The sequence below is a fragment of the Paludibacterium denitrificans genome, assembly GCF_009707705.1.
In the GTDB taxonomy this organism is placed as follows: Bacteria; Pseudomonadota; Gammaproteobacteria; order Burkholderiales; family Chromobacteriaceae; genus Paludibacterium_A; species Paludibacterium_A denitrificans.
Genome location: NZ_WLYX01000001.1, coordinates 943,469 through 969,068, shown reverse-complemented (window position 1 = coordinate 969,068; position 25,600 = coordinate 943,469). Strand labels below are relative to the sequence as shown.

Below are 25,600 nucleotides of genomic sequence, written 5' to 3'. Positions count from 1 at the left end.
GAGATTGAGTTGCCGTGTGCTGGCTAAATTTGTGTAATCAGCTGAATGGCTGGACTTCATCAAGCTCCCGCCAGTAGTATGGGTGCTGTTACTCGTCATGCATGGAACTCCGCTAAGTAACTAGACATTGTTGTCTTGCTGTTGCTTGGTAGCGTGGCTTATCGTGAGCGATGTCAACCCCTCAATCTTTGTATTCAACAAATATCGTATTTTATTGACTGGCCCAGAAAATTATTCCATGGCTCACTGTTTTATTTGCAACCAAGCTGTCGCAGCTTGGATTCCACACCAGAGCATTTCCCAGCGCAGCGAATTTTCAATCATGATGCGTGCTGTAGGCTCCGATCTTCGGGTGTACCAGTGCCCTTCCTGTGGATGTAATGATCGCGACCGGCATGTCTGGCTTTATATGAACGCGACCGGCGTGGTTAATGAGATACCAAACCTGCGCATTCTGCATATTGCACCTGAGCCGCATTTAGAGCTTCTGATTCAGCAACTGACACCAGCTGCTTATATTGCCGGTGATTTGTATCCTAAAAAACCTGACCATCAGCAGTTGGATGTTCAAGCTCTTCCTTTTGATGATGAAAGTTTTGACTTGGTAATCTGTAACCATGTGCTTGAGCATGTGTCTACACCAATACAGGCCTTGACGGAGTTTCATCGTTGTCTTGGGCCCAATGGCATATTGATTGCCCAGACACCCTATTCACCTTTCCTGAAAAACACTTTTGAAGTTAATGAGACAGTTAGTCCTGCCTTTGCGCGCCTCTTCTTTGGTCAAGAAGATCACGTTCGTTTGTTCGGCTCAGACATTACAGCCTACTTCGCCCAAGCAGGCTTTAAAGGTGAGTTGCTGGATCACGACTTGATCTTAAAAGGCGTAGATGCAGAGGCGTTTGGTGTTAATCAGCAGGAGCCTTTCTTCGTATTTACCAAATGAGCAGCCCTCTTGTTTCCATTCTCATCCCAGCGTATCGATCTAGTTGGCTAGATGTAGCCTTGGAGAGTGCGCTCGCCCAGACCCATAAAAATATTGAGATTATCGTGGGGGATGATGCCCCTAATGATGCTGTGCAACAGGTGCTAGCTCACGTATCAGACCCCGGGATTCGCTACATCAGGAATCCGCGACGTGGTCAGCCCTGGCTCGAATCGCGACATGCTGATTCAGCAGGCCGGGGCGACTACATCAAATTTCTGTTTGATGATGATTATCTTCTTCCTAGATCCGTTGAAATTCTCTTGTATGCGTGCTTGGAATTTGATGCACGCTTGGCGTTTCATAACCGTCATGCTGTTGATAGTAATGGGAACTTACTTGCGTCGCCGACCTGCATCGTCGGTGGTGGGTATGCAGAAATTGCGCCAGATGTCTATTTCTCGCAAATTATCAAGAATGCTCACAACCCCATCGGGGAGCCATCGAATATTCTGATCCATACAACAACGTTACGGGCAATGCCTTTCCCATTTGCCATCGGAGGGCGGCGTATGCGCTTCCTGACAGATGTTGCTCTGTATACTAACTTTGCAGCATCTGGTCATTCACTGGTCGGTGCTGCGGAGTTTGGGTCAGCTTTCCGTCAGCATTCTCAGCAAACTTCAGGGAGAGGCTATCCTGGGTTTTCTGCAGGGCTTTATGAATGGGAGTTGCTACGGCGTTGGGCTGCGGAGAATCAGTTATTAAGTTCTGGTGACTATTTCTTTGGCGAGCATCAACAAATGCAGCTCTATCAACGATTTGTTGGGCAGTACCCCGAACTTCAAGGATTTATCGATCTGCAGGGGCTGCCGCTCCAAGGGCATTTCATGTCTAATCGTTTTCGAGAAGCGCTCAACCTTGCGGATTGTACGATTGCAATACGCATGCTGGCCAAGAGTTGACTCCCAGACAAAGGAAGGTGCATGCAATATCCAAAATGGGACTACAAAGAATATCCCAAGACGCTTGCGGAAGATGATGTATGGGGACAAGTCAGGAGAACAGTTAACGGTAAGGCAGTGTCCGAAGAGCAGATTCAGCTGATTGTTCATGCCATCGTGGATGGCCTAGCTCTCAACAGTTCTGATGCTCTCGTCGATATCGCATGTGGAAATGGTGCTCTGTCAAACAGGCTTCTGCCTTACTGTGGGAAGCTCTACGGGACAGACGCTTCTGAATATCTTATAGACATCGCAAAGAAAAAGTTTTCTGTACCGGAGAGGGCAGTCTACGAAGTTGGCGATGTTGCAAACTACGTTCGTATCGAAAGTCAGCCGGAACGGTTTAGTAAAGCACTATGTTATGGTAGCTTTTCTTACTTTTCTAGAGATGATGCTTTCGTCATGCTCGAAGAGTTGCACAAACGTTTTGTAAATATTTCTCGAGTATTTATTGGTAATCTTCCTGACCGAGATCGGGCCCCCCCTTTTTATCCTGTTGGCAAGAATTATCTTAATGAACTAGATATTTGTGAGTCACAGATTGGCATATGGCGCTCTGAGAACGAGTTCAGAGAGATTGCCATTGCCGCAGGGTGGTATATAGAGACACGTAGAATGCCTCCGCAGTTTTATGGCGCTCATTTCCGTTACGATGTCATTCTTCATCGCTCTCCGAAGTTCTGAAAAATTGATTATGAGCCAACTTTCCATGAAGCAATCCGTAAATGACTTGGCTATCTTTGGAGGGAAGCCTTTATTTACCCCGCCAATTTCGACATCAAATCTGGTGCGGCCTAATTTTTCGCGGTTTCTTGGCTATTCCAGAACTATGTATGAGCAGCACATTTATACAAATAATGGCCCACTTTTGAAAAAATTGGAGCAGCGTCTGGCCGAATTTCATGGGACTCAATTTTGCCGAGTGCTAGCTAACGGGTTTTGGGCTTTGGTGCTGTGTATTAAAACGCTTGCCTTGCCGGGGCGAACCGAAGTAATTATGCCTTCTCTTACGTACCGTCGTTTAGCTGACGTGGTAGCGTGGGCTGGACTCAAACCATGTTTCTGTGAAGTTGATGCCAAAACGTTGGCAATTGATCCCGAGCATGTCAGGCAGTTGATCGGTGCCGAGACGGCACTGATACTGGCGGCTCACCCCATCGTCAATACTTGTGATGCACCAATGCTTGAGGATGTCGCCGCAGAACAAAATATTCCCTTGTTGTTTGATTCGGTTGAGTCTGTGTATGAAACAATTGGTGGGAAGAAAGTTGGTGGTTTTGGTAGTGCCGAGTGTTTTTCCATGCATGCTAGCAAGCTTATCAATGGTTTTGAGGGTGGCTATATCACGACCAACGATGAGATATTAGCCCAGCAGATTGCCATGATGCGGGGGTTTGGTTTTCATGGACACGACAATATCGAAATGTTGGGCTTGAATGCAAAGTTGAGCGAAGTCCATGCCGCTATGGCCTTGGCAGCATTAGATGATCTTGAGGATCAGATTGATCGGAATCGTCAACGTTATCGCTGCTATCAGGAGCTTTTGGCTCGGATTCCATCCCTACGCTTGTTGCCTTTTGATGAAAAGGAAAAAACGAGTTTTAAAAATATTGTTGTTGAAATACTGAGCGACTGGCCTTTGGATCGTGAGCTTACTTTGGAAATTCTCAACAGGGAAGGTGCTCTAGTTCGAGCATATTATTCCCCGGCTTTACATACCAGAGCTATGGAATATCCGCATGTTCCTACTGTATTACCATTAACTGAACGTTTATCTAAGCTGTTCATGTTGTTGCCTTGTGGGCATCTGGTGAAAATTTCAGATATAAAAACCTTTATCGCTTTATTGGAATTCATTGCTGATCATGCTGTAGCGATAAAAGAGAGGCTAGCATGAATATCTCACTTCCAGCTGTTTGTGATCAGATTCACTGGTTGGATGCTCTTCCCAAACGGGCGACTCCATTGCCCGTTGGTCAGTTATATTGGCCATCTTGGGAACAGTATGAGGCATCTTTCCAAGATTTGTTCGATAGACAGTATTATACAAACCATGGGCCACTTTTGCAGCAGCTTGAGTTGAAACTGGCAGAACGACTACAGGTAAAACATGCTATTTGTGTAAGTAATGCCACGATTGGCCTTGTCATGGCAGCTGAGGCTTTATGCTTAAAAGGCAAGGTCATTGTCCCATCTTTTACGTTCATAGCTACAGTTCAGTCATTAACATGGGCTGGTTTGGAACCGGTATTCTGCGATGTTGATCCAATTACCCATCAGCTTTCTCCTAGTATGATTGAGCAACTAATTTCGTCTGATGTCAGTGCGATTTTGGGGGTCAACCTCTGGGGGGGGAGCTGCAATCCTGTCGAAATTGAGGCGTTAGCTCACAGGTATGGTATTCCTGTTTATTTCGACTCTGCCCATGCAATGGCATGTGAAATAAATGGAATTCCTATTGGTAGCTTTGGAGCACTGGAGGTTTTTTCCTTTCACGCAACAAAAGTACTGAGCGCAGGAGAAGGAGGGTGCATTACAACTAACTCGGATGAGTTAGCTGCAAAATTACGGAATATCCGTAGTAGCTATGGGGCTGGCCCAGCTGTACATGTTGTCAAGACCAGTAATGGTCGCATGTCTGAGGCCCATGCAGCGCTTGCTCTGATGAACCTAGAGCAGTTGCCTGTAGTTATTGAAAAAAATAAGGAAATTTTTAAGAGTTATGAATGCGGATTGTCCGGCATCCCCGGTATTCAACTCATTTATCCATGTAATGTCAGTTATACTAATTATCAATACATTGTGTGTAGGCTTAGCGAGGAAGACTTTGGACTATCCCGCGACCAATTGGTTGCTATCTTAGTTAGCAGAAATATTATTGCTAGGCGCTATTTTACTCCCGGTGCTCATCGTAGTACTCCATATGTCGAACAATTACCACAGTTCGTAGATGCTTTGCCGATTACCGATATGTTGAATAAGCAGATCCTGCAATTGCCAATAGGTAGTTTGGTTAGTATAAATGATGTGGGAATGATCTGCGATTTAATCCGATCTATTCAGAAAATGTCAAAATTCGATAGCGTAATTAAGGAGAAAAAATAATGAAGGTTGCCATTATGCAGCCTTATTTTTTTCCATATGCCGGGCATTTTTCCCTGATTGCTCATGCGGATAAGTGGATTGTCTTTGATGTTACACAGTATACTCCTAAGTCTTGGATTAGTCGGAATCGAGTCTTACATCCTGTACAAGGCTGGAACTGGATTAACGTCCCGTTGAGCAACTCTTCCATCTCGATAAAGATTCATGAGGCATCAATATTGAATTTGGAAAAGGCCAAGGAAAGTGTGCTTGGTAAATTGACACACTACCGGAAGAAAGCGCCTTATTATGGCAAAGTCATAGGGTTGATTGAGGAGGTGTTTGCTCTCTCGTCAGGTGACAAATCATTGGTTAATCTTAATGTCCATTCGCTAGATGTGGTATGCCGCTATTTAGATATTCCATTTAATAGAAGTATCTGCTCTGAGTTGAACTTGGCTCTTGATAATCATTATCGACCTCGAGAATGGGCGCTGGCAATTTGTCAAAAACTAGGCTATCAGCATTATATTAATCCGCTGGGTGGTAAGGGGATTTTTAATCATCATTTATACCGTCAGGCGGGTGTGACGCTTGAGTTTCTCTCTCCACCTGTTTTGCAATATTCAACGCCTTCTTACATTTTTGAGAGAGAACTTTCTATTGTAGATGTTTTAATGTGGAATGAGCCAAAAAAAATTCGAGAGGATTTGATGAAAGGTCGCTTGATTTCTGCTGATGATGGTTGAAGGGCTTGCTTTTTTCTTAGGCTCTTTATTTATTTGCTACTGTATGGTGGTTTATTGTTGGTGTATTTTACACTGGTGTTGGAAGTAAAAATATTTTTCTTGTTTTAATTCTTCTGTTTTGAGCTGATATCAAAACAAATTGTCATAGAAAATATAATCAATAGTGGAGGAAGGTGTGGGTCAATTCAGTCATGAGATAACAAGTCTACATATGTCGAGTGATGCGCGTGATTGTATGAGCATTCGTACGATGAGGATTGATCCACTTCCAATTAAGGCTCGTTCTATTCTGAATGCAGAATCCCGACGCTTACGTGTTGCAGTGCTTTCAGGAGATGATATCGATGGCGCTTGTATGCGTCTCCGATTGCATGATGTATTTAGCTTATTGACTCCTTGGGTTGAAACTATATATTTCCCCGGTAATACAATCTATGGGATGCCTAATGAGGCGGTAGATATTGATAAATTTGCTGTATGGGCTGATATCTTCGTGGTGCAAGCGGGCTGTATTGAGTGAGCCAAATAACAAGTTTTTAAATGAGCTTTACGCATCTGGTAAAAAAATAATATTTGAACTGGATGATTGGTTGCCTGCTATGCCTGCCTCTCACTCACAGTTTTTTGAGTTTGATCCCTACGCTTTGTCGCGTACTTGGCGTGAACAGTTACATTTTTATTCTGTGGCTACCGTAAGCACTGAAGCTATTGCGGTTCACTTGCGTCAGTATTTACCTGATGTTCGTGTTTTACCTAATGCCTTGGCTGCACAGCGGTATCAGAGTCTGCAGTCATGGCAGCATGAAAAGGGCGCTCCGATTACAATTGGTTTTGCCGGAACGTCAACTCATGAAGGGGATGTCAAGATTATTATAAAGGCGCTGAGTAATATACAGAAAAAGTATGGGGAGCATTCCATCCGCTTCGTTTTCTGGGGTGTGGCTCCGGTTGGTTTTGAGGGGGCAAACAATATAAAAGTTGTGCAGGAAGGTGTTCCGTACCCCCTTTATTTGGAAAAGCTGAATTCACTTAAGTTGGATATAGCACTTGCTCCATTGGAAGATAATCTCTTCAATCAGTGTAAGTCGGACCTAAAATGGTTGGAGTATACCGCAGCAGGAGCGGCATGCATTCTCAGCGATGTTGCCCCATATCAAGAAGCAAAAGCTCTTGGATTGGCTGAAGTGGTCGAAAACGATACCGCCAGTTGGGAGGCCGCGATAATTCGCTTGATAGAGGATGACACCTATCGACAAAGCCTGCAACGTAGGTCCTATGACTATCTACAGCGATACGCAACATTGGATACGCAGGCTTACCAATGGGTGAATTTGCTACGCGATTTGCTGGATAACCAGCTTGCAGGAACTCTCGATAGCTATGAGCCAAGGCATGCATCAGTAGAGTTGAGGGCTGTTGGTTTAATGACCCATAAAAATTTCAGTACTTGGCAATCTTGGCGTGATCGTCACCAGTTGCGCGAAATCGATGCTGAAATGATGGCCGAGCGCATGATGCGCCAGTGGAACCAACAGCCGGAATATCTGTTGATTATGCCAGTGCGTTACTCTGAGCGAGAGGCATTGGCGGCATCGATCGAATCGTTGCAGCGGCAGTTATATCGACACTGGAAACTTATCGTTGTAGCTGACTGGGCGCAACCTGATCCCATTTTCAATAGCAATAATACTTTGGGATGGCTACAGCTCGATTCTCTCGATGATCCACAACTCTACACTCAAGCACTCAATGGTCTATTGGGAGAGATCCGGTGCGATTGGGTAATGTTGTTGCCTGCTGGCACTATGCTGGTGCCTCAGCTGCTTCTGCGCATGGGGGATATAGCCCATTCCCAGCCACAGTCGTTGGCGATTTATACCGACCATGACTGCTATACCCAGCCGGACAGCTTTGTCCAGCCAGCGCTTAAACCCGATTTCTCGCTGGACTATCTGCGCGCTTACGACTACATCGGCGGTGCTGTTGCGTTGTCCTTCCGGGCGTTGGCAAGCCTTGGCGGTTTTGATCCTTATCCGTCCTGTGAGGTGTGGAATCACCTGTTACGGTTGGCCGAAAACTATGGTCTGGATGTTATCCAGCATATTGATGAAGTCTTGATGCATTTACCTGCCCGCGCGCCGGGTGAACGACATGAGCAGGAAGCGGCGCGTCACGTGGCGCTGGAGAACCATTTGCAGCGGTTGGGTATCGAGGCCACCGTGAGCAAGGGGTTTGTCGATAACACGTTGCACGTTGATTATCGCGTTACCGGCCAGCCATTGGTGTCGATCATTATTCCGACTCGGGATAAGTTGGAATATTTGCAGCCCTGCGTGGAAAGCCTGTTTGAGCGCACGAAGTATCAGAACTTTGAATTGTTGATCGTCGATAACGCTTCGCAAAACCCTGATACGTTCCACTTCTATCAGGATATTGAACGTGATCATCCCAATCAGATCCGCATTATTGATTATCCGCAGCCATTCAATTTCTCCGCACAGTGTAACCTTGGCGTCGAGCAAGCCCGTGGTGAGTACATTGTACTGCTGAATAATGATACCGAGATCATCCAGTCAGAATGGCTGGAACGCATGATCGGTTTGGCGCAGCGCCCTGAGGTGGGGGCGGTTGGCGTACGGTTGGCGTACCCGGAAATCGGCCGTATCCAGCATGCGGGTATTGTTTTGGGCTTGCCTGGCGGGGTACTGTCTGTCGCCGACCATGTGTTTGAAAAAGAAGCTCTCGACGCTCCCGGCTATATGAATAGATTGCTGACCGAGCAAAACTATTCTGCCGTCACCGCCGCCTGTCTGATGGTTTCAAAACAGAAGTATCAGCAGATCGGCGGATTCGATGCTGCAGATCTGACAGTGTTGTTCAATGATGTCGATTTCTGTCTGAAACTACAAAAGCAGGGGCTGATCAATGTCTACACTCCATATGTCACGCTCGTGCACCATCATGCCAAAAGTATTGGCAAACAGACTTACGAGCCTGAAGTGGCATTGACTGCGGCGGTGCGTGAACGAAAAGAACTAAAGATCATGCTTAAGCGCTGGCTCCCGCGACTTGCCTATGACCCGGCTTACAATCGCCATTTAACCCTGTGCGACAAAAACATGGGGATCGAGCCAAGCCGCTATGCAAATTGGGCGCCGCATCAAGTTGGCCGAGCCAAGGTGCTGGGCATTCCGATTGCGGGAGCCAGTGGCGAGTATCGTGTGGCGCAGCCCTTTCAGGCATTGCAGCAAGGTGGGCGGCTGGATGCTGCCGTTATTCCGGGAGAGAAGAACAGCATCCCTATAATCTCTGTAGTGGATATGGCCCGTTTGAATCCTGAGGTCGTGTTGGTTCACTCCCTTCTGACGGACGGCATGCAGTATGCAATCAAACAGTATCGGGAATTCTTGCCAGATATCAGGTTGGTGTTTGGTTTGGATGATCTGGTTGGCGCAATGCCAGAAAAAAGTATCCTGCACCGAGTATGGCGTAAAACTATGCCGGACTCTCGAACTCGGCTGCGTAATGTACTCAAATACTTTGATAGCGTCATCGTTTCTACCGAGCCACTGCGGGATGCTTGCCGCGATATGAATGACGACATTATTGTCATACCCAACCGATTGTCACGCCGGATGTGGGGTGAGGTGTCCTCTCTGCGTGGTCAAGGTCGTAAACCACGAGTGGGTTGGGTTGGTGCAATGCAGCACCAAGGTGATTTGGCCGAGATCATCGATGTAGTCAAAGAAACGGCTGAGGAGGTGGAGTGGGTGTTCATGGGCATGTGCCTCCCCGAGTTGCGTCCTTATATTGCAGAAGAATACCCATGCATCCCTTTCCAGACGTATCCTGACAAGATGGCGAGCCTGAATCTGGATTTGGCGATTGCCCCGCTAGAAATCAATGCCTTCAATGAGTCGAAGAGTAACCTGCGGTTGTTGGAGTATGGTGTGATGAGTTGGCCGGTGATTTGCTCTGATATCTTTCCTTATCAAACCAACGGAGCGCCGGTATGTCGTGTGCCTAATACTGCCAAGGCTTGGGTGGCTGCCATTCGCGAGCGTATCTATGACCTGGATGCAGCGTACCGTGAAGGTGACCAACTGCGCCGTTGGGTGGATCGTGATTACTGGCTGGAAGATCACCTGGATGATTGGTATCAGAGCTTGCTCGGTGGTATCGATAAAAAATAATCAAGATGTGACTAAAGTTTGCTTTACGCGGGACGATAACAAATCAAAGACACTAGTTGTTGTCCCCGAATGTTCTAAGGAGAACCGTCATGGCACTTACCGTTAACACCAATATGGCCTCGCTGAATGCTCAGCGTAATCTTTCCACCTCCAGTAGCGCTCTGAGCCAGTCGTTGCAGCGGTTGTCCTCCGGTCTGCGTGTTAACAGCGCCAAAGACGATGCTGCCGGTCTTGCGATTTCGCAAACGCTGACTTCGGCTATCCGTGGTAACAACCAAGCCATCCGTAATGCCAACGACGGTATTTCGGTTGGTCAGACGGCTGAAGGTGCGATGGGGCAAATCGCAAATAACCTGCAGCGTATCCGTGAAATTGCCGTGCAGTCGGCTAACGGCTCGGTAAGTAATACCAACCGTTCGCAGCTGCAAAAGGAAGTAGATCAACTGACGCAGGAAATTTCGCGTATTACCCAGACTACTCAGTTTAACGGAACTTCGTTGTTGTCCGGTGCTTCTACTTTGACGTTCCGGTGGGTTCGTCTGGCTCAACGGATAATACGGTTTCTGTGTCTGCTGCGGACTTGACAACCCTTAAAACTTATGCTTCCGCACTGACCGGTACTGGGACCGTTGATGTGACGTCTCAAACTGCTGCTCAAGCTGCCTTGTCCAATTTGGATGCAGATATTAGTAAAGTATCGGATAGTCGCTCGACATTTGGTGCGGTACAAAACCGTTTTGATGCAGTTGTAGCTAACCTGCAGAACTACACTGAAAACCTGACCAGTGCTAACAGCCGTATCATGGATGTAGACTTTGCTTCTGAAACGGCCAACCTGACCAAGAACCAGATTCTGCAACAGGCTGGTACCTCGATTCTGAAACAGGCTAACACGCTGTCTCAATCGGCCTTGACCTTGCTGCAGTAATAATTAGTTCGTAGGTTATTTGACCGTGAGAGCCTCGGTATAGCGCCGGGGCTCTTGGCGCAAGAGAGGATGATATGCAAATACCATTGTTACAACCACTAGGGTCCATTGCTACTAATTTGTCCTCTCAACGCCAACCGGTTGAGCTGGCTCAGTCCGTGAATGGAGATGCGGCGGCGGCAGTGGCACCGAACACAGCTCAAGCCGTAGCCGCTGTTGCTCAGGGGCAGGCACAAGGGCAATCAAAAAACGCATTATCCAGTCGCAAGCCACAACCAAAAGAGCTGGAAGATTCGCTGAAACAACTCAATGATGTGGCTAAGCTATACAATAGCCAGTTGGAATTCTCGGTTGATAAAAGTACCAATATTGAAGTGGTCAAAGTAATCGATAAAGATACCCAGAAAGTCATCCGTCAAATACCGTCGGAAGATGCTATTCGTATCGCCAAGGCCATCGGAGATTTTAAAGGGCTGCTTCTTAAAGAACAGGCCTGATTTTTGGCATTTATGCTGTAGGAGTATGTTGTCATGACTTCCATTACCACTAGCGTCGGTACGTTGGACGTACAGTCAATAGTCAGCCAGCTGATGACTATTGAGCAGCAGCCTCTGACTGCAAGCCAATCCAGAGTGAGTACATATAACTCACAGCTAAGTAGCATCGGGAAGATCAGTTCTGCATTGTCCAGTTTGCAGACCGCAGCTACCAAGCTCTCCTCTGGTTCGTTTTTGCAAGCGGTGAAAGCCTCTTCTACCGATTCAACAGTTGCCTCTGTTTCTACTACCACTAATGGGTTGGCTGGTAGCTATGCCTTGAATGTGACGCAGCTGGCCCAATCCAAGCAAATGGTTATTGACCAGACATCTGGCGGTGCAGCGATTACCGATCCAACAGCTACGTTAACCGGCACGCCAAGTTCACTGACATTCAAGGTTGGCTCAACCTCTACGACTGTTGATTTGTCCAGTTCCAATACCTTACAGACCATCGCCGATTCCATTAATCGGGCTGGTGCTGGGGTAAATGCCTCAATCGTTCAGAATAACGGTTCATACAAGCTTGTTTTGGCTTCGGCGTCAGCAGGTACGAGTAATGCTTTTTCCATGGCGGATGCCAATGGTAATACGCTGACCACTATTCCGGTCTGGGGCAGAGTAGTACGGGAGTAAGCGAGTCGCATGATGCTACCGATGCGATGCTGACGGTAAATGGTGTCAGTGTTACCTCCGGTAGCAATCAACTTACGGATGTAATTTCAGGTGTTGAGGTCGATATCAGTAAATTAGGGTCTGCCACGATATCTTTGACTAAAGATAGTGGCGCGATTGCGAATAGTTTACAGAGCTTTGTTGATGCATATAATCAGGTAAAATCTGCGGTAGACTCCGCCCGCAACGGCAGTATGTCTGGTAATGCTTCTGTGCTGTCTGTGCAGCAGCAATTGGTTTCTGTGCTGCAAACGCCTGTCGCTGGCGCTGATCCGGTAAATTCGTACGCCTATTTGTCTCAGGTAGGTATCTCCATTCAAAAGGATGGAACCTTAAAACTTGACCAAACTGCGTTCAATACAGCATTGAATAATAACCCATCAGCCGTGACTAACCTTTTTGGTAATTCCAGTAATACAGGGTTTGCCGATCGATTTAACGCTACGATTAATTCATTGCTTGGCCCAGATGGTATTGTTCAAACGAGTACAAGCTCAATAAATAGCCGTATTAGTTTAGAAAATAATCTGCAAACAAGCCTGAATTCGAAACTGGCGGCATTAAAAGCCCAATATACTCAGCAGTACACAACGCTAAATGCTACGTTGGCTCAAATGCAGCAGGCTACGACCAACTTGGCTGGTTTGTTATCTTCCAGTTCTTCCTAATTTATGATGGTAAATCACGATGCTCTCTTCAAAAGTGCTCAAGCAATTTAACAAGGCATATGAAGATGATGCTTTGAAAGCAGCTGTTTATGGGGCAAGCCCTGTTGGGCTTGTGGTCATGCTATACGAAGGGGCAATCAAGGCAATTATTCAGGCTGGCATAGCATTGCAGTCCCAGAATTTTCATGAGAAAGCACGGTTGACGTCAAAAGCCATTGATATCATTGATGGCTTGAGAGAGTCTCTGGATTTGGAGCAAGGCTCAGAAGCTGCAGTTAATCTGAATGATTTGTATCTTTATATGAAAAGCCGTTTGGTTGTTGCCAACCTCAAGAATGATCTAGATATCTTTCTTGAGGTGCGGGGTTTGTTGGAAACTTTATTACCCGCATGGCAGCAAGTAGACCGTCCCGGTGCCCAGCTTTAATTAAGGACTGGGGCAGAATGGAGGCCTGATCATGCCGGACAATAAATTGGCCGATAAGGTGTTGGAGTTGGCAAGGTTGGCCGAAGAGGTCAGAACTTGTGTAGTTGAGCGAAAATTTGATGCGTTGGCCCCTTTGAGTGCTCAGCAGGAGTTGTGTCTGGAAACCGTACTGCTAGCGGTTAGACAAGGCGAATCGTTAAGCGGTGAAGATCGACAGATTCTGCAAACAGTGCTGACTCAGCGGGAAGAAGTTCAGTCTTTGTTGGCTGACTGGAGTCGAGACGTACAGCAAGAACTGGTGTCCATAAATCAGAATAATCGGCTCATCAAAACCTACTCGCTATAAATTTGTACTTGGGTTGGGAGTGGTTTGCTCATAGACTTAAAAACCTAGCCCAAGTTTGTGTGAGGGGGAGTCAATGTCTGGTTCTTTTTTCCCTTATCTTCTGCTGTTGCTCTGGGTGGCATTGGCGCTAGTGGTTGGCATGTTGTACCGGCGTGTTAGGCAGCAACCTGAGGACACGATTACGCCGTTGTATCTGGACCAACTGCAACAGCAAATCAGTGATCTGCAGCGGGATTTGGCCCGTGTCGTTGCGAGGCAGGAAAAACAGCATTTGCCATCCGAGCCAGATATCAGTCCGTATAACCAAGCGATTGAGATGATCCGACAGGGGATGTCTGCGCACGAAGTCGCTTCTCGCTGTGGCATCTCCCGCAGCGAGGCGGAGTTGATTGTTTCCTTGTACCGTAATAGTTCTACCTCATGATTCCTACCCTGCCCGGAGCTTCGTTAACGACCCAAACGGTTGCAGGATTGCGGCTGCTGAAAGAAGGCAGCCGCCTGTTTATCGAGGCAAGTACTCTTCCTGCCAAGATCCCGTCACTGATCGTCGGTGAGCAAGTCACCGCGCGAGTTGCCGACCAACTGGATAACGGCCAGTTGGCGGTATTGATCAAGAACGGCCTGTTCAATCTCAAATTGCCGCAAGGCATGCAAGTTCAGGGCGACACGCTTAATCTGCGTGTGGCTTCGTTGAGCCCTGCGGTGACGTTCGCCCTGGTTGATGGCGCTGCAGATACGCCGACCACCGATGGCTCTGTTCAGGTCAAACTCAGTTCTGCATCGCAATACCTGACGGATCTACTGGCTAATGCCAAGTCTGACACGACGATCAAAACCGTGCAGCTTGATGCTTCGAAAGAGCCGCCTGCCAAGTTGGCCGAACATCTGAAGCAGGGCGTCACGCAAAGTGGTTTGTTTTATGAGTCACATGTTCAGGATTGGATGGATGGCCGCAAGCCGCTGGATGATGTGCGCAGCGAGCCGCAAAACAAACTGGGACAGCTGTTGGCCGACCCTGCACCTTCCTCCAGTCGGTAAGCGGTACAAGAACTGGGTAACCTGGTGCAGCGACAACTCGACACGCTGGAGAATCGCCAGGTTGTGTTACAGGGTATGGCGTGGCCGGGCAACCGGTGCAAGTGCAAATCCAGCCTGACGAGACTGAAGCCGATGGTTCTCATTCCGGGAGTGACGCCTTGGCTTAACCTGGTCAACCCAGTTGTCGCTGAATTTACCATCGCTTGGTGGGATGAATGCCCGTATCCGTTTGGTAGGCCAAACGGTACAAGTGTCGTTCGTGGCCGAGGAGTCGCAGGCAGGCCGCCTGATCGAAACGAATATGGCCCGTTTACAAAGTGGTATGGAATCGGCTGGCTTGACCTTGGCCAGTCTGGTGGTCAAACATGACGAAGCGCCGAGCTGACGATCCGCGCCGCTCGGCGGTGGCCCTGTCTTACAAGGAAGGCAGTCGGGCGCCAAAGGTGGTGGCCAAGGGCTATGGCAATTTGGCGGATCGCATTCTGGAGCGCGCCCGCGATGCCGGTGTTTTTATTCATGACTCGCCCGAGTTGGTGAACCTGCTGATGCAGGTGGATTTGGACAAGCAAATACCAGAGGCCCTTTACCGGGCGGTCGCTGAAGTGTTGGCGTTTGTCTATTTTCTTGAACATCAGGCTGCCGGGCAGAATTTCGAATTTGAGGCGTGGTTAGCAGCTCGTCCATCTCAGCCAGAATAAGCGTGCCGATGATTCGCACGCATCAATACTCAATAGGGGAACCTCAAATGAAAGTGGGATATATTGGCTTGGGCATCATGGGGAAGCCTTGCGCGTTGAACTTGCTCAAGGCGGGCCACGAGGTGCTGGTTTGGGCTCGACGACGCGAAGCCGCCGAGGCGCTGTTACAAGCCGGGGCACAATGGCGTGATAGCCCGGCCGCCTTGGCGGCTGATGTGGATGTAGTGGTCACCAATGTATCCGATACCGCTGACGTCGAAGCGGTATTACTCGGTGCCAACGGGGTGATTGAGAGCGCGCGAGCCGGTCTGGTGTGTGCCGACATGAGTACGATTTCACCTATCGCTACACGCAAGATGGCCGCTACGTTGGCCGAAAAAGGTGTGGACTTCCTTGATTGCCCGGTTTCTGGCGGCGAAGTGGGGGCGATCAATGGCACACTGACCATTATGGTGGGCGGAAAAAGTGAGGCGCTGGAAAAAATTCGCCCGGTGCTGCAGGCCATGGGGCAGACCATTACCCGTATCGGCGATTCCGGTGCAGGGCAAGTTGCCAAGGCTTGCAACCAGATTGCCGTCGGGGTTGGTGTTGCGGCCGTGGCAGAAGTCATGAAACTGGCCAAGGCGTGTGGCGTGGACCCAATCCCAGTACGACAGGCGCTACTAGGTGGTTTTGCCCAAAGCCGGGTCTTGGACATTCATGGTCAGCGCATGATCGACGATAATTACGCGCCTGGTTTCAAGGCTAAGCTGCATCTGAAAGACATGGGAATTGTGATGTCTACCGCTCAGGAGCTAGGCATCAAGTTACCGGAGGCCGAGCGCGTAACACAATTGATTGCCGAACTGGTACAGCAAGGTAATGGTGAGCTGGATTCCGCCGCGATTGCCCGCTTGATTTGGGCTGAAAACTGATTCCGATGGTAAAAGCCGAGGTTCATTCTGAACCTTGGCTTTTTTATGTGGTTTAGGATGGATTGGGATGGCTGTGGGGTGAATGAATCGTCAGACCTGTACGGCGTAACTTTCCCGGTATCCCAAGTACAGGCTATCACTATTGGCTAGGCCTTCAAAGCGTTCCCCTGCTTTGATCCAGGGCTCTGATTTGCATGTCTGTCAGCTTTGCCATGTCACATCCTGAATAGTGAGTATCGGCCCTCAGCCCTTGTCATTGCTGATTCGTCAAAAAATCAAACAGTGAATAGGGGGTGTACACCTAAAATTTTCCATTTTTCCTAAGGTGTACACCTAGGTGTACACGCTAAGTATGCGCTTTGTTGATATGGTGTGACACGAGATGAAATGAATAAAGCCCCGAATGACGGGGCTTTTGTGTGATCGGTGCCACGGTGTGACACGACATGAAAGGTTACTCGATATTTTGAATTTGTTCCCGCATTTGTTCGATCAGTACCTTGAGTTCCACCGATGCCCGGGTGGTTTCGGTCGATACTGATTTGGAGCCGAGGGTATTGGCTTCGCGGTTGAGTTCCTGCATCAGGAAGTCCAGCCGTTTGCCTACCTGACCGCCAGCTTTCAGGATGCGGCGTACTTCACTCAGGTGGGTGGAAAGCCGGGAGAGTTCTTCATCAACGTCGATTTTCTGTGCGAACAGGGCAAATTCCTGTTTGATGCGATCATCGTCGACGCTGCCGAGGGCATCTTGCAGCCGTCCGGAGAGCTTGTTCATATAGGCTTCCAGAATTTGTGGCAGCTTGGGTTTGATGCTTAAGCGACGATGGCTTCCATGCCTTCCACGCGGGCGATCAGGACGGCCTTGAGTTTTTCTCCTTCTCGAGCGCGGGAGGCATTGAAATCTTCCAGTACGCTGCTCAGATTTTTCAGGCAAAGTTGTTGCAATACTTCGGGAGCCAGTGTGTTGCTCTTCAGAACGCCCGGCCAGCGCATCAGTTCGCCAACTGACAGGCCCTGAATCCCGATGGCCAGCTGTTGGACGTCATTGGCGACGCTGATCAGCTTACCAGGTAGTCACGGTTTAGTTCTAGTGTTGGCGTGCTGGTGTCGAGCTGGTTGAGTCCGACGCGGCACTCCAGTTTGCCACGCGATACCTTGGCGGCAATCATCTCGCGCAACTGGGGTTCGATGACGCGCAATTCTTCTGGCAGGCGCATCTGCACATCCAGATAACGGTGATTGACGGCCCTGACTTCTAGGCTCAAGATGCCGCCGGTAAATTCTTGGTTGCTGGCTGCAAAGCCGGTCATGCTTAAAATCATGGTGGACTCCCGGTAAACTTGGGTGATGCGTTTAAAAAACAGAGCCCGAATTGCTTCTTTCTGCCAATCAATTCCGGGCTTGTGTCCACTATAACAACAGCGATGTCATGACTCAATCCAGCCAACAAACTGCCTTGCCACCGGGTTATCGCACTGGAGGGGTATACCATTGTCCGCCAATTGTCCGTGGGGGGTTCAGTGTGGTGTACCTCGCTCTGGATGATGAGGATCGCAAGGTGGCGATCAAGGAGTACTTGCCGCGCCATCTGGCCGAACGCGGTGACAACGGCCGTGTCAGCGTTTCTCATGAAATGGATCAGGATGCCTTCAATCTTGGTCTGAAATGCTTTTTCGAGGAAGGGCGCATTCTGGCAGAAGTGCACCATCCCAACGTTGTGCATGTCAGCAATTTTTTCCGGGCCAATCAGACGGTATACATGGTGATGGAGTATGCCGATGGCCGTTCGCTTGGTCGTGAAGTGGAGCTGGCCGGGGGGCGGATTGAGGAGCGTCGTCTGCGTCGATGGTTTGCCGCGTTGTTGTCCGGCTTGCGTGAGGTGCATACCCGCCGCCTGCTGCATCTGGACATCAAGCCAACATTTATCTGCGCCGAGGTGGGCAACCACTGTTGCTGGACTTTGGGGCGGCGCGTCTGACGCTGACCCAGCGCGACAAACATTTCGCCGCCATGTACACCCCCGGGTTTGCTGCGCCGGAACAATATGAGAAATCCCCGTCACTGGGGCCGTGGACGGATATTTATGCGGTTGGGGCCTGTCTGTATGTCTGCATGGGAGGGCGTACCCCGCAGGTGGCCAAAGAGCGGGTGGTGGACGACAAGCTGGTACCGGCGGTCAGGGCGTTCCGCCATGACTATTCGCGCGAGTTGCTGGAGCTGGTGGACCAGTGTCTGGCGTTGTCGCCGGATGAGCGCCCTCCGAGCCTGCTGGCTATCCAGAAGCGGTTGATGGAAACGGCATATAGTCCGCCCGAGCCGCGCAGCGAGCCGGTTCAGGCGGCGCATAAATTGGTGGGATGGCTCAAGGGCCTGACCGGCGGACGTTCTTCCTGAGGATTGCAGATATGAAATTAGCCATTTTTCAGGATAGCCGTGTCGGCGGACGTCCTTATAACCAAGACCGTTTGTTGATTGCCCATTCGCGTGATGCGGTCCTGTTGGTCATGGCCGATGGCATGGGCGGGCACTTGCAGGGTGAGGTGGCGGCGCAGATCACCATCGACTTACTGGGCGAGCTGTTCTATCAGCAAGCCACGCCAGTTCTCGCCTACCCCAACCGCTTTCTGGTGAATGCCATCAGTGCGGCGCATCAGGCGATTCTGGATTATGCCGCCGATCATCGGCTGCCGGAGATCCCGAGTACCACGGTGGTGGCCGCCATCATCCAGCAGGGCATGCTGTACTGGTGCCATGTCGGGGATTCCCGCTTGTATCTGCTCGATCGCCATGGTTTGCGCTTGCGCTCGCGAGACCACTCGCAGGTTCAGCAGCTGATTGATCAGGGGCGCCTGACCGAGGAGGGGGCCAAAACCCATCCTGACCGCAACAAGATCTATAACTGCTTGGGCGCGACCAGCGATCCGGATATTGATATCGGTGAGAAGCAGTTTGTCTCGCCGGGTACGTCCATTATGTTGTGTTCAGACGGCTTGTGGTCGCAGATCGATGATGGCGAGATGGCCAAGGTGTTTATGGGGCGGATGGTGGGCCGGTGATGCCGAGCATTGATGAACGTCGCCGAGCGCCGGGCTGGCCGCGGCGGCGATAACCTGTCGGCAGTGGCGGTTACCCTGCTGGAGGATACGGTGGACGTGCGCGGGCGCAGCGATGCGCTGGATACGGTGCAGACGCCAGCCAAGCAGGCGAGCCGGGTAATTCTTGATCCCAATCTGGCTCTGATGCATCAGGAAATCCTTGATAGTCGGCCGGGCGAGCCGCTGGGTAACAAAGGCTGATACAGGTTGGCCGAAACGCCCGGGCAGAGCGGCTGGCGCTGCTATAATTGCCGTCTTCACTACAGGAAACCATTATGAGACCTTCGCTTCGCCCTGCCGATTCCCTGCGCACCATCCAGCTGACGCGCGGCTATACCAAACATGCCGAAGGTTCCGTGCTGGTGGAATTTGGTGATACCAAGGTGATTTGTACCGCCAGCGTGGAAGAAAACGTGCCGGGCTTTCTCAAAGGCAAGGGGCAAGGCTGGGTCACGGCCGAATATGGCATGTTGCCGCGTTCTACCGGGAGCCGCATGCGGCGTGAAGCGGCGGCGGGCAAGCAATCGGGGCGGACGCAGGAAATTCAGCGCCTGATTGGCCGTTCGCTACGCGCAGTGGTGGACCTGAAAAAGCTGGGCGAGCGCCAGATTCTGATCGACTGTGACGTCATTCAGGCCGATGGTGGCACCCGTACGGCCAGCATCACCGGCGCCTTCGTCGCCTTGCATGATGCCATTAGCGGCTTGCTGCAACAGGGCAAGTTGGCCGAAAGCCCGATTCGCGATTTCGTGGCTGCCGTGTCGGTGGGTGTTTATCAGGGGCAGCCGGTATTGGATCTGGATTATCTGGAAGACTCCGGCTGCGAAACCGATATGAATGTCGTGATGACCGGCGCTGGGCGTTTTGTCGAAGTGCAGGGCACGGCCGAAGGCGAACCGTTTAGCGAGGACGAAATGCAGCAGATGATGGCGCTGGCCAAGCAAGGCATCGCCGAGCTGGTGGCAAGGCAAAAGCAGGCGCTTGGCCTGTAATCAGTTGTCTGTGATCACACTGACAAGGCCGCGCATTGCGCGGCCTTGTTGTTTTTAGCGGGCGTGAATGAACTGTTGCAGTTGCCGGTAGAACACCGGAGCCGACAGCGCCATGTTGTCGGCGCGCTTGCGGTCTTTGGCATCCGGAGCCGAACTCTGGATGGCTACAATCACCGGTTTGCCATCGCGCTGGGCAAAAATCGGTGAGCCGCTGTCTCCGGCCAGAGTATCGCAATGGTGGGTCAGGCGGCCATCCGGCAGAAACCCGGTGGCATCACAGCGGCTATGTACCAGCAGATGCGTCTGGTCGTCGATCGGGTAGCCCCCTTGCGTCACTTTCCACTGGTTGCTGCGCATCAATTGCTGCAGTTGCGGGTGGTTGCCGACAAAGACTTCGACTACGCCCTCCTGCTTGCCCAGCGGCTTGCTCAAGCGCACGAAGGCTACGTCGCGCCCGGCAATGCGTGGCGGAATGATGATGCTGCCGTTGACGTGTTTCAGCCCCTTGAGGAAAGTACGGTCGACCTGTACCTGAGTCACCTTGCTTTGGCTACGATGCTGTTTGCCCCAGAGTCCGACGGTAAACAGGGTGGCTGGGTCGAAACGGCCTTTTTCATCGATGAAGCAATGGTAAGCGGTGAGGACGACATCGTCGGCGACCAGTGTGCCGGTGCAGATGGTGCCGGTGGCTGTTTCCAGCTGGCCGACCGAGGTCCACGGTGCGTGAGTGGGTGCCGTTTTGACGCGCTCATCCTTGCCGAAAAACAGAATCTTGTGTTCTCTGGCCGATTCCTTGGCCGAGGCAAGTGGTGACAGGGTGAGGCTCAAGGCCAGACCAAGGGAGAGCAGGGCGCGGTGTGACATGTGATGGGGTCCGGAAAAGCAAACGGGGCGCGTGGCGCCCCGTACGGGTAACAAGCGCAAGGTTGGCCGGAGCTGTGCCGTGTTTACTTGGCCGCCGAGGCAGCCGCTGTTTTGTGCGGGGTTTTCTTGGCCGACTGGGCTTTTTGTGCCGGTGCGACGGTGACTTTCTTTTCGGCTCGCTTGGCCTTGTGGATGGTCACCGGTGCGGAGGTGCCGGTTTCTTTCTTTTCTGCCGCAAAGCAGCCGCCGTAACGCCCAAGGCGGCAGTGAGGGCAAGCAGGGCCAGTTTTTTCATTGTCACACTCCTGGATGAGAGTCTGTTGCCTCGGCTCTCATGCTGCATAAGCCAGTCCCAGATATATTGATTTTCAGGGTGAAATGCTAACGATGGCCCCGCCTAGGGTCTAGATGGCCTTTGTATCCCTGTGTAACGCCGTGTAATGCCGTGCTGGCGGAGAGGTTATATCGGCCAGCGCAGTATGAAGCGGCAGCCGCCCAGCGGCGAGGTTTCGATACGGACTTCGCCATGATGCGCGGTGGCGATGCTTAAGCTACGATGGCCAGCCCCAGACCGTGCCCGCCGGTCTGACGGCCACGACTTTCATCCAGTCGCACGAATGGATCGAAGACCCGTGCGCGGTCTGCCTCGGGAATGCCCGGCCCGTCGTCGTCCACCATGATCACGCAGTAGTGCTGATCAATCTGTACCGTGGTTTGAATGGTGCTTTTGGTATGGCGGCGGGCATTGGACAGGAAATTGTCGAGCGCGCGGGTGATCAGGTGCTGGTCGGCGGTAAAGCTGACCGGCTCGCCCTCCGGCTTGATCCAATGCAGGTGTTCGGCCAACGTTGCCTGTTCGTCGATGCGCTCGCACGCCCACGGTATGGCGTCGAAAGTGGTGAGCTTGAGCGGCGTCTGCGATCGGTCCAGCTTGGCGTGCAATAGTAGCTCTTCAACCAGCTTGTCGATGGCGGTGAGGTCGCGCTCAATCGCCTGACGTGCCGGGCTTTCCTGATCGCCTTCCAGCAGAGCCATGCGATAACGCAGCCGGGCCAGCGGCGTGCGCAATTCATGGGCCACGGCATTGGTCAGGGCGCGCTTGCTGGCCAGCAGAGCGGCAATGTTGTCGGCCATGTGATTGAAGGCTTCACCCAACTGGCGAATGCCGGAGCGCGCGGGCAAGTCGACATGGGCGGAAAAGTCGTCAAGGGCCAGCTTGCCCGCGGTTTTCTCCAGCAGGACCAGATCCCGCCAGTGCGGCCGCATCCACAGGAACACCGGGATGGCCAGCGACAGCCCGAGTAAGCCGAGCAGGGCGTAATCAAACCATTTGAGCTGATGCAGGAAAAACAGGTAGCGCAATGGCCCGGCCACCAGCAGGTAATCGCTGTCCTCGATTTTTTGCAAGAACAGGTATTTGTTTTCCAGCATGACGATTTCGCCGCGGTGCAGCGCCTGCTTGGATTCGTCATCCAGAATGTAGCTGCTTTCCTGTTCGACTTTTACCTTGAAGGTGAAACCGTGGTCGGCATTGGCCAGTGTTTCGCTCCAGCGATCTTCCGGTACGCCGCGCAGGTCGGCTTCGATCAGCGATAGCGTGGTACGCAACAGGTCAGACAGATAGCGCTCGCCCACGTCGTCGACCGCTTGTTTGTACACCATCCCCACCAGAACGACGGCGACCAGAAAGCAGGCCATCAACAGCAGGTAAAACTGGATGAACAGGCGGCGCACGTATTACTCCCAGCCAGACAGCGAGAACAGATAACCGCGGTTGCGCACCGTCTTGATACGGAACGGTTCGCTGGGGTTGTCGCCCAGTTTCTTGCGCAGCCGCGAGATCGCCACGTCGATACTGCGATCCAGCCCGTCATAGCTGACGCCGCGCATTTCCTTGAGCAAGGTGTCGCGGTTGAGTGTTTCGTTTAAGCATGGCTGGCTAGCAGCCAGAGCAGATCAAAGTCCGAGGTCGACAGGGCAACTTTTTCATTGGCCAGCACCACATCGCGGTTGACCGGGTCAATGGTAAGTTGGCCGAACACCAGTTGGTGCTGTGTTTTGGGTGCCTGCGGTGCATCGGCAGGTTGGCTGCTGCGCATGTTGCGCAACTGGGCGCGCAGCCGGGCGACCAGTACCGAAGGCGGCGTGGTCTTGAGGATGTAATCGTTGGCGCCCAGCTCCAGCCCCAGAATCTGGTTCATGTCGCTATCCAGCGAGGTGAGCATGATGATGGGACCGTTGAATTTGGGGCGCAGCTCACGGCAGATGGACAAGCCATCCTTGCCGGGCAGCATGATGTCCAGCAACACCAGATCAGGGGCTTCGCGTTCTATGGTGTCCAGTGCAGTGTCGCCGCGAGGCTCAATCACCACATCCATTTCGTGGCGCGAGAGGAAGTCGCTGATCAGTTCGGCCGGTCGGGATCGTCTTCAACAAATACGATGCGATAACTCATGCGGTGGGTATCCAGACAGAGTGAAAAACAGGCGTGTCCGGCAGTATGGCGTGACCGGCCGTCAGGCTCAACCCATTGAGGCGCCGTGTTTGACATATATGACTTAATATTTTCCTGTGATCCAACCCAAATTCAATTGGTTAAGCTCGTTATTGGTGTGGTGGCCGTTCCTTGCTCTGTTGTCGCGGACGTTCATTGAAGTTTCTAAGGGCCAAGGAAAATCAGGGGGAAATGCTTGATGTGCACCGTCTGTGATGACCTCTCCCCCTCGTGCCCTGCGCATGTTCAATGTGCAAACACCCCCACGTGCGTGGGGAATACTGCCGGGATGCGGGTCAAGCATCGTGATCGCTAGAAACACCCCCACGTGCGTGGGGAAGACTATTGAATGCTTTGTCAATCACAATGGCTGATGTGAGAGGGCGTCGTACAGCGAGGCGCGATGGTTAGATGCGGTGCATTAAGTGCTCATCAGCTTTTTTTATGCTGGCTGTCGTAGCGATAGTGGCTCTGCGTGCTTGGCGGTATTCGTGCTTCCAATGGCCTCTTGATGCTTGAGGTTTCCCGCGCTCGTCAAAATAAAACCAGCTGACCTGATAAGTACCTATGCTTATCAGGTCAGCTGGTTTTCTGAATGCCCCCAACTTATTTCAGTTCACGCCAATACAACGAATGAAACTGGTACTTCCAGATCCGGTTCTTTTCCGCCTCGTAGTACCGGGCATAAGCCATCCCGTCATCGGTTTCCTCCCATTTACGACCTTTGTCGGTACTGACCAAGGTAATCGAATCGCTCATGATCTGGTCCGGTTTGCGGCTGTCTCCTGCCAGCACTAACTGATCCTGTGGCCCGATAAACAGCGCACCGGGAATGACGCGTGGCTCAAACACATGGCGGAACTCTTCTTTGCCTTTCGCCCAATGTACGTAGGCCGCTGTGCGACGCGGAGCGTCAGCCACACGTTCTGGCGGTAACTGGCCTTGCAGGGCCATCAGATGCAGGCTGCCGTCACGCGAGGCTTTGATGTCTACGATGGACTGCTTTGGCAGTACGATATCCGGTTGCATCCAGCGGTGTGACAGCTCCTCAAGCGGGGCGGTTAATGGCAAGCTATAGAGCAAAGTGCTCTCTTTCACTTCACCAATCCCTGCCGCCAATTTCGCTTTACGAATGTAAAAAGCCACTCGCAACGTACCATCCTCGGCCAGATCAAAGGCACTAAAGGTGGCTTGGCTGTCCTTTATCATTGGCAACAGGCCGTTACCACTGGGATGCCCCGTCAACTGTTGATTCGTCCAGGCTGGCAGTACGATGGCTTGCCAATGGTCACCGCCATCAAGGGTGCGCCAGATGCGCATGCCATCCGCCACCAGGAAGCCGCGCTTGCCATCGGGCAGGAACAAGGGCTGACCCGGAGGGATACGGTCAGGCCGGGCAGCTTCTGCCAGTGTTGCCCGCCGTCGGTGGATTTCCACAAGCTGGTCCAGCGCTGACCATACCCGTCAGGCCCCGGGGGGAGGTGAAAGTTGGTCCACTCGGTACTGACGTAAAGGGTCTGCCAGTCCGGCGACAACCACCAGGCCCCATCTTGACCGGGCTTTTCAAAGATACGACGAATACCTTGATCCATGTCGCCACGCAGCAGGCGAATCGTATGACGGTTAAGTCGTTCTGATGAGTCATCCATCCATGGCTCAGTCATTTCAGCAATATCTCGATTTTTCCATTCAGAGGATGGTTTCGGTTTAAGTTCCGGACCAATTGGCTTGAATACCATCACGTGCCGTCCCCGGATGCGCATATCGCCACCGCCGTACGGCTTATCATGTTCCATTAAATCTGTTTCATAGGTCCACATGCTTAGCATCCTGTACATTCCATAAGCGCTTACCCAAGTAACACGATTCCAAAAATGCCAATCAATAACCATTTGGCTATCGTATATAAAAGGCGAAGTGAAAGTAATAAAATTTCTTTAGCGTGCATGGTTAAAATCCATCACATTTAT

Annotated in this window: 29 protein-coding genes and 2 pseudogenes; 24 read left to right on the top strand and 7 right to left on the bottom strand. The window is 51.3% G+C overall.

The genetic code is table 11. The features are described from left to right. The first annotated feature begins 163 nt into the window (after nt 1-163). The 20 genes from GKE73_RS06480 (at nt 164) to GKE73_RS06390 (ending at nt 16,185) form a co-directional block, all read left to right on the top strand. Nucleotides 164-946 (top strand): class I SAM-dependent methyltransferase, encoded by a 783-nt coding sequence (locus GKE73_RS06480; RefSeq protein ID WP_230369492.1) that lies wholly within the window; start codon nt 164-166, stop codon nt 944-946. Then, nucleotides 943-1,890: a glycosyltransferase family 2 protein gene (locus GKE73_RS06475; protein WP_280954787.1), complete on the top strand. Its 948-nt coding sequence runs from the start codon at nt 943-945 to the stop codon at nt 1,888-1,890. Before GKE73_RS06480 ends, GKE73_RS06475 begins: the two co-directional genes overlap by 4 nt. A gap of 21 nt (nt 1,891-1,911) precedes the next feature. Continuing rightward, on the top strand, nt 1,912-2,613 hold the full coding sequence (locus tag GKE73_RS06470) for a class I SAM-dependent methyltransferase (protein ID WP_230369490.1): 702 nt from the start codon (nt 1,912-1,914) through the stop codon (nt 2,611-2,613). Next, nucleotides 2,582-3,826 carry an aminotransferase class I/II-fold pyridoxal phosphate-dependent enzyme gene (locus GKE73_RS06465; RefSeq protein ID WP_230369489.1) on the top strand — a complete coding sequence of 415 codons (1,245 nt, stop codon included), beginning with the start codon at nt 2,582-2,584 and terminating at the stop codon, nt 3,824-3,826. Before GKE73_RS06470 ends, GKE73_RS06465 begins: the two co-directional genes overlap by 32 nt. Continuing rightward, nucleotides 3,823-5,034, top strand: coding sequence for a DegT/DnrJ/EryC1/StrS family aminotransferase (locus GKE73_RS06460; RefSeq protein WP_230369488.1), 1,212 nt, complete (start codon nt 3,823-3,825; stop codon nt 5,032-5,034). The genes GKE73_RS06465 and GKE73_RS06460 overlap by 4 nt, the downstream gene beginning before the upstream one ends. Further along, nucleotides 5,034-5,762, top strand: a complete 729-nt coding sequence (locus GKE73_RS06455) for a WbqC family protein (RefSeq protein ID WP_230369487.1) — start codon at nt 5,034-5,036, stop codon at nt 5,760-5,762. Before GKE73_RS06460 ends, GKE73_RS06455 begins: the two co-directional genes overlap by 1 nt. 175 nt (nt 5,763-5,937) lie before the next feature. Beyond that, nucleotides 5,938-6,282, top strand: coding sequence for a hypothetical protein (locus GKE73_RS06450; RefSeq protein ID WP_230369486.1), 345 nt, complete (start codon nt 5,938-5,940; stop codon nt 6,280-6,282). Beyond that, nucleotides 6,275-9,955, top strand: coding sequence for a glycosyltransferase (locus tag GKE73_RS06445; RefSeq protein ID WP_230369485.1), 3,681 nt, complete (start codon nt 6,275-6,277; stop codon nt 9,953-9,955). Before GKE73_RS06450 ends, GKE73_RS06445 begins: the two co-directional genes overlap by 8 nt. Nucleotides 9,956-10,044: 89 nt before the next feature. Beyond that, nucleotides 10,045-10,539: a flagellin N-terminal helical domain-containing protein gene (locus tag GKE73_RS25430; RefSeq protein WP_376767288.1), complete on the top strand. Its 495-nt coding sequence runs from the start codon at nt 10,045-10,047 to the stop codon at nt 10,537-10,539. Then, a complete protein-coding gene (locus GKE73_RS25425; protein ID WP_376767287.1) occupies nt 10,536-10,883 on the top strand; it encodes a flagellin in 348 nt (115 codons plus the stop codon). The genes GKE73_RS25430 and GKE73_RS25425 overlap by 4 nt, the downstream gene beginning before the upstream one ends. 158 nt (nt 10,884-11,041) lie before the next feature. Beyond that, complete coding sequence (locus GKE73_RS06435) at nt 11,042-11,380, top strand: flagellar protein FlaG (protein WP_230369484.1); 339 nt, start codon at nt 11,042-11,044, stop codon at nt 11,378-11,380. A 33-nt stretch (nt 11,381-11,413) separates the two neighbouring features. Then, a complete protein-coding gene (gene fliD / locus GKE73_RS06430; protein ID WP_230369483.1) occupies nt 11,414-12,055 on the top strand; it encodes a flagellar filament capping protein FliD in 642 nt (213 codons plus the stop codon). A gap of 26 nt (nt 12,056-12,081) precedes the next feature. Continuing rightward, nucleotides 12,082-12,762, top strand: coding sequence for a flagellar filament capping protein FliD (fliD, locus tag GKE73_RS06425; protein ID WP_230369482.1), 681 nt, complete (start codon nt 12,082-12,084; stop codon nt 12,760-12,762). Nucleotides 12,763-12,781: 19 nt separating this feature from the next. After that, the gene (gene fliS, locus GKE73_RS06420) at nt 12,782-13,189 is read left to right on the top strand and encodes a flagellar export chaperone FliS (RefSeq protein ID WP_230369481.1); all 408 of its coding nucleotides are present in this window, start codon (nt 12,782-12,784) and stop codon (nt 13,187-13,189) included. Between the two features lie 31 nt (nt 13,190-13,220). Continuing rightward, the gene (locus tag GKE73_RS06415) at nt 13,221-13,535 is read left to right on the top strand and encodes a hypothetical protein (RefSeq protein WP_230369480.1); all 315 of its coding nucleotides are present in this window, start codon (nt 13,221-13,223) and stop codon (nt 13,533-13,535) included. A gap of 73 nt (nt 13,536-13,608) precedes the next feature. After that, nucleotides 13,609-13,959: a DUF2802 domain-containing protein gene (locus GKE73_RS06410; RefSeq protein ID WP_230369479.1), complete on the top strand. Its 351-nt coding sequence runs from the start codon at nt 13,609-13,611 to the stop codon at nt 13,957-13,959. 47 nt (nt 13,960-14,006) lie between these two features. Continuing rightward, nucleotides 14,007-14,573 carry a hypothetical protein gene (locus GKE73_RS06405; RefSeq protein WP_230369478.1) on the top strand — a complete coding sequence of 189 codons (567 nt, stop codon included), beginning with the start codon at nt 14,007-14,009 and terminating at the stop codon, nt 14,571-14,573. 211 nt (nt 14,574-14,784) lie between these two features. Next, nucleotides 14,785-14,958 (top strand): flagellar hook-length control protein FliK, encoded by a 174-nt coding sequence (fliK, locus tag GKE73_RS06400; protein WP_230369477.1) that lies wholly within the window; start codon nt 14,785-14,787, stop codon nt 14,956-14,958. Continuing rightward, entirely contained in the window at nt 14,939-15,271 is a 333-nt protein-coding gene (locus GKE73_RS06395) for an EscU/YscU/HrcU family type III secretion system export apparatus switch protein (protein ID WP_230369476.1), read from the top strand. Before fliK ends, GKE73_RS06395 begins: the two co-directional genes overlap by 20 nt. 47 nt (nt 15,272-15,318) lie before the next feature. Further along, nucleotides 15,319-16,185, top strand: a complete 867-nt coding sequence (locus GKE73_RS06390) for an NAD(P)-dependent oxidoreductase (RefSeq protein ID WP_230369475.1) — start codon at nt 15,319-15,321, stop codon at nt 16,183-16,185. Between the two features lie 454 nt (nt 16,186-16,639). Here the strand turns inward: GKE73_RS06390 and GKE73_RS06385 are convergent. Continuing rightward, nucleotides 16,640-17,507, bottom strand: a pseudogene (locus GKE73_RS06385) (YicC/YloC family endoribonuclease). A 107-nt stretch (nt 17,508-17,614) separates the two neighbouring features. Here GKE73_RS06385 and GKE73_RS25420 point away from each other — a divergent pair. The 4 genes and pseudogenes from GKE73_RS25420 (at nt 17,615) to rph (ending at nt 20,272) form a co-directional block, all read left to right on the top strand. Further along, nucleotides 17,615-18,579, top strand: a pseudogene (locus tag GKE73_RS25420) (serine/threonine protein kinase). An 11-nt stretch (nt 18,580-18,590) separates the two neighbouring features. After that, nucleotides 18,591-19,241 (top strand): PP2C family protein-serine/threonine phosphatase, encoded by a 651-nt coding sequence (locus GKE73_RS06370; RefSeq protein ID WP_230369472.1) that lies wholly within the window; start codon nt 18,591-18,593, stop codon nt 19,239-19,241. A 12-nt stretch (nt 19,242-19,253) separates the two neighbouring features. Next, complete coding sequence (locus GKE73_RS06365; RefSeq protein ID WP_230369471.1) at nt 19,254-19,481, top strand: hypothetical protein; 228 nt, start codon at nt 19,254-19,256, stop codon at nt 19,479-19,481. A 74-nt stretch (nt 19,482-19,555) separates the two neighbouring features. Further along, nucleotides 19,556-20,272, top strand: coding sequence for a ribonuclease PH (gene rph, locus GKE73_RS06360; protein WP_230369470.1), 717 nt, complete (start codon nt 19,556-19,558; stop codon nt 20,270-20,272). Between the two features lie 54 nt (nt 20,273-20,326). On the opposite strand, the gene GKE73_RS06355 is transcribed toward rph, so the two are convergent. The 6 genes from GKE73_RS06355 to GKE73_RS06335 all read right to left on the bottom strand — a co-directional run bounded on the left by GKE73_RS06355 (nt 20,327) and on the right by GKE73_RS06335 (nt 25,450). After that, nucleotides 20,327-21,136: a trypsin-like serine peptidase gene (locus GKE73_RS06355; RefSeq protein ID WP_230369469.1), complete on the bottom strand. Its 810-nt coding sequence runs from the start codon at nt 21,134-21,136 to the stop codon at nt 20,327-20,329. A 546-nt stretch (nt 21,137-21,682) separates the two neighbouring features. Continuing rightward, nucleotides 21,683-22,870 (bottom strand): two-component system sensor histidine kinase RstB, encoded by a 1,188-nt coding sequence (rstB, locus tag GKE73_RS06350; RefSeq protein WP_230369468.1) that lies wholly within the window; start codon nt 22,868-22,870, stop codon nt 21,683-21,685. 3 nt (nt 22,871-22,873) lie between these two features. Continuing rightward, nucleotides 22,874-23,038 carry a winged helix-turn-helix domain-containing protein gene (locus GKE73_RS21615; protein ID WP_245393823.1) on the bottom strand — a complete coding sequence of 55 codons (165 nt, stop codon included), beginning with the start codon at nt 23,036-23,038 and terminating at the stop codon, nt 22,874-22,876. Nucleotides 23,039-23,061: 23 nt separating this feature from the next. Beyond that, the gene (locus tag GKE73_RS21610) at nt 23,062-23,514 is read right to left on the bottom strand and encodes a response regulator (protein WP_245393822.1); all 453 of its coding nucleotides are present in this window, start codon (nt 23,512-23,514) and stop codon (nt 23,062-23,064) included. Between the two features lie 722 nt (nt 23,515-24,236). Beyond that, entirely contained in the window at nt 24,237-24,839 is a 603-nt protein-coding gene (locus GKE73_RS06340; RefSeq protein WP_230369467.1) for a hypothetical protein, read from the bottom strand. A 32-nt stretch (nt 24,840-24,871) separates the two neighbouring features. After that, nucleotides 24,872-25,450: a hypothetical protein gene (locus tag GKE73_RS06335; RefSeq protein WP_230369466.1), complete on the bottom strand. Its 579-nt coding sequence runs from the start codon at nt 25,448-25,450 to the stop codon at nt 24,872-24,874. Nucleotides 25,451-25,600: the final 150 nt, after the last annotated feature.

Bases quoted from the DNA above. Each gene is read 5' to 3' on its own strand.
- GKE73_RS06365 (WP_230369471.1), top strand. From the start codon at position 19,254: ATGAACGTCGCCGAGCGCCGGGCTGGCCGCGGCGGCGATAACCTGTCG.
- GKE73_RS06395 (WP_230369476.1), top strand. From the start codon at position 14,939: ATGACGAAGCGCCGAGCTGACGATCCGCGCCGCTCGGCGGTGGCCCTG.
- GKE73_RS06410 (WP_230369479.1), top strand. From the start codon at position 13,609: ATGTCTGGTTCTTTTTTCCCTTATCTTCTGCTGTTGCTCTGGGTGGCA.
- GKE73_RS06355 (WP_230369469.1), bottom strand. From the start codon at position 21,136: ATGTCACACCGCGCCCTGCTCTCCCTTGGTCTGGCCTTGAGCCTCACC.
- GKE73_RS06475 (WP_280954787.1), top strand. From the start codon at position 943: ATGAGCAGCCCTCTTGTTTCCATTCTCATCCCAGCGTATCGATCTAGT.
- GKE73_RS06340 (WP_230369467.1), bottom strand. From the start codon at position 24,839: ATGATAAAGGACAGCCAAGCCACCTTTAGTGCCTTTGATCTGGCCGAG.
- GKE73_RS06470 (WP_230369490.1), top strand. From the start codon at position 1,912: ATGCAATATCCAAAATGGGACTACAAAGAATATCCCAAGACGCTTGCG.
- fliD (WP_230369482.1), top strand. From the start codon at position 12,082: ATGCTGACGGTAAATGGTGTCAGTGTTACCTCCGGTAGCAATCAACTT.
- GKE73_RS06455 (WP_230369487.1), top strand. From the start codon at position 5,034: ATGAAGGTTGCCATTATGCAGCCTTATTTTTTTCCATATGCCGGGCAT.
- GKE73_RS06460 (WP_230369488.1), top strand. From the start codon at position 3,823: ATGAATATCTCACTTCCAGCTGTTTGTGATCAGATTCACTGGTTGGAT.
- GKE73_RS06415 (WP_230369480.1), top strand. From the start codon at position 13,221: ATGCCGGACAATAAATTGGCCGATAAGGTGTTGGAGTTGGCAAGGTTG.
- GKE73_RS06390 (WP_230369475.1), top strand. From the start codon at position 15,319: ATGAAAGTGGGATATATTGGCTTGGGCATCATGGGGAAGCCTTGCGCG.
- fliS (WP_230369481.1), top strand. From the start codon at position 12,782: ATGCTCTCTTCAAAAGTGCTCAAGCAATTTAACAAGGCATATGAAGAT.
- fliK (WP_230369477.1), top strand. From the start codon at position 14,785: ATGAATGCCCGTATCCGTTTGGTAGGCCAAACGGTACAAGTGTCGTTC.
- GKE73_RS25430 (WP_376767288.1), top strand. From the start codon at position 10,045: ATGGCACTTACCGTTAACACCAATATGGCCTCGCTGAATGCTCAGCGT.
- GKE73_RS06465 (WP_230369489.1), top strand. From the start codon at position 2,582: ATGTCATTCTTCATCGCTCTCCGAAGTTCTGAAAAATTGATTATGAGC.
- GKE73_RS21610 (WP_245393822.1), bottom strand. From the start codon at position 23,514: ATGGATGTGGTGATTGAGCCTCGCGGCGACACTGCACTGGACACCATA.
- rph (WP_230369470.1), top strand. From the start codon at position 19,556: ATGAGACCTTCGCTTCGCCCTGCCGATTCCCTGCGCACCATCCAGCTG.
- GKE73_RS06370 (WP_230369472.1), top strand. From the start codon at position 18,591: ATGAAATTAGCCATTTTTCAGGATAGCCGTGTCGGCGGACGTCCTTAT.
- fliD (WP_230369483.1), top strand. From the start codon at position 11,414: ATGACTTCCATTACCACTAGCGTCGGTACGTTGGACGTACAGTCAATA.
- GKE73_RS06335 (WP_230369466.1), bottom strand. From the start codon at position 25,450: ATGTGGACCTATGAAACAGATTTAATGGAACATGATAAGCCGTACGGC.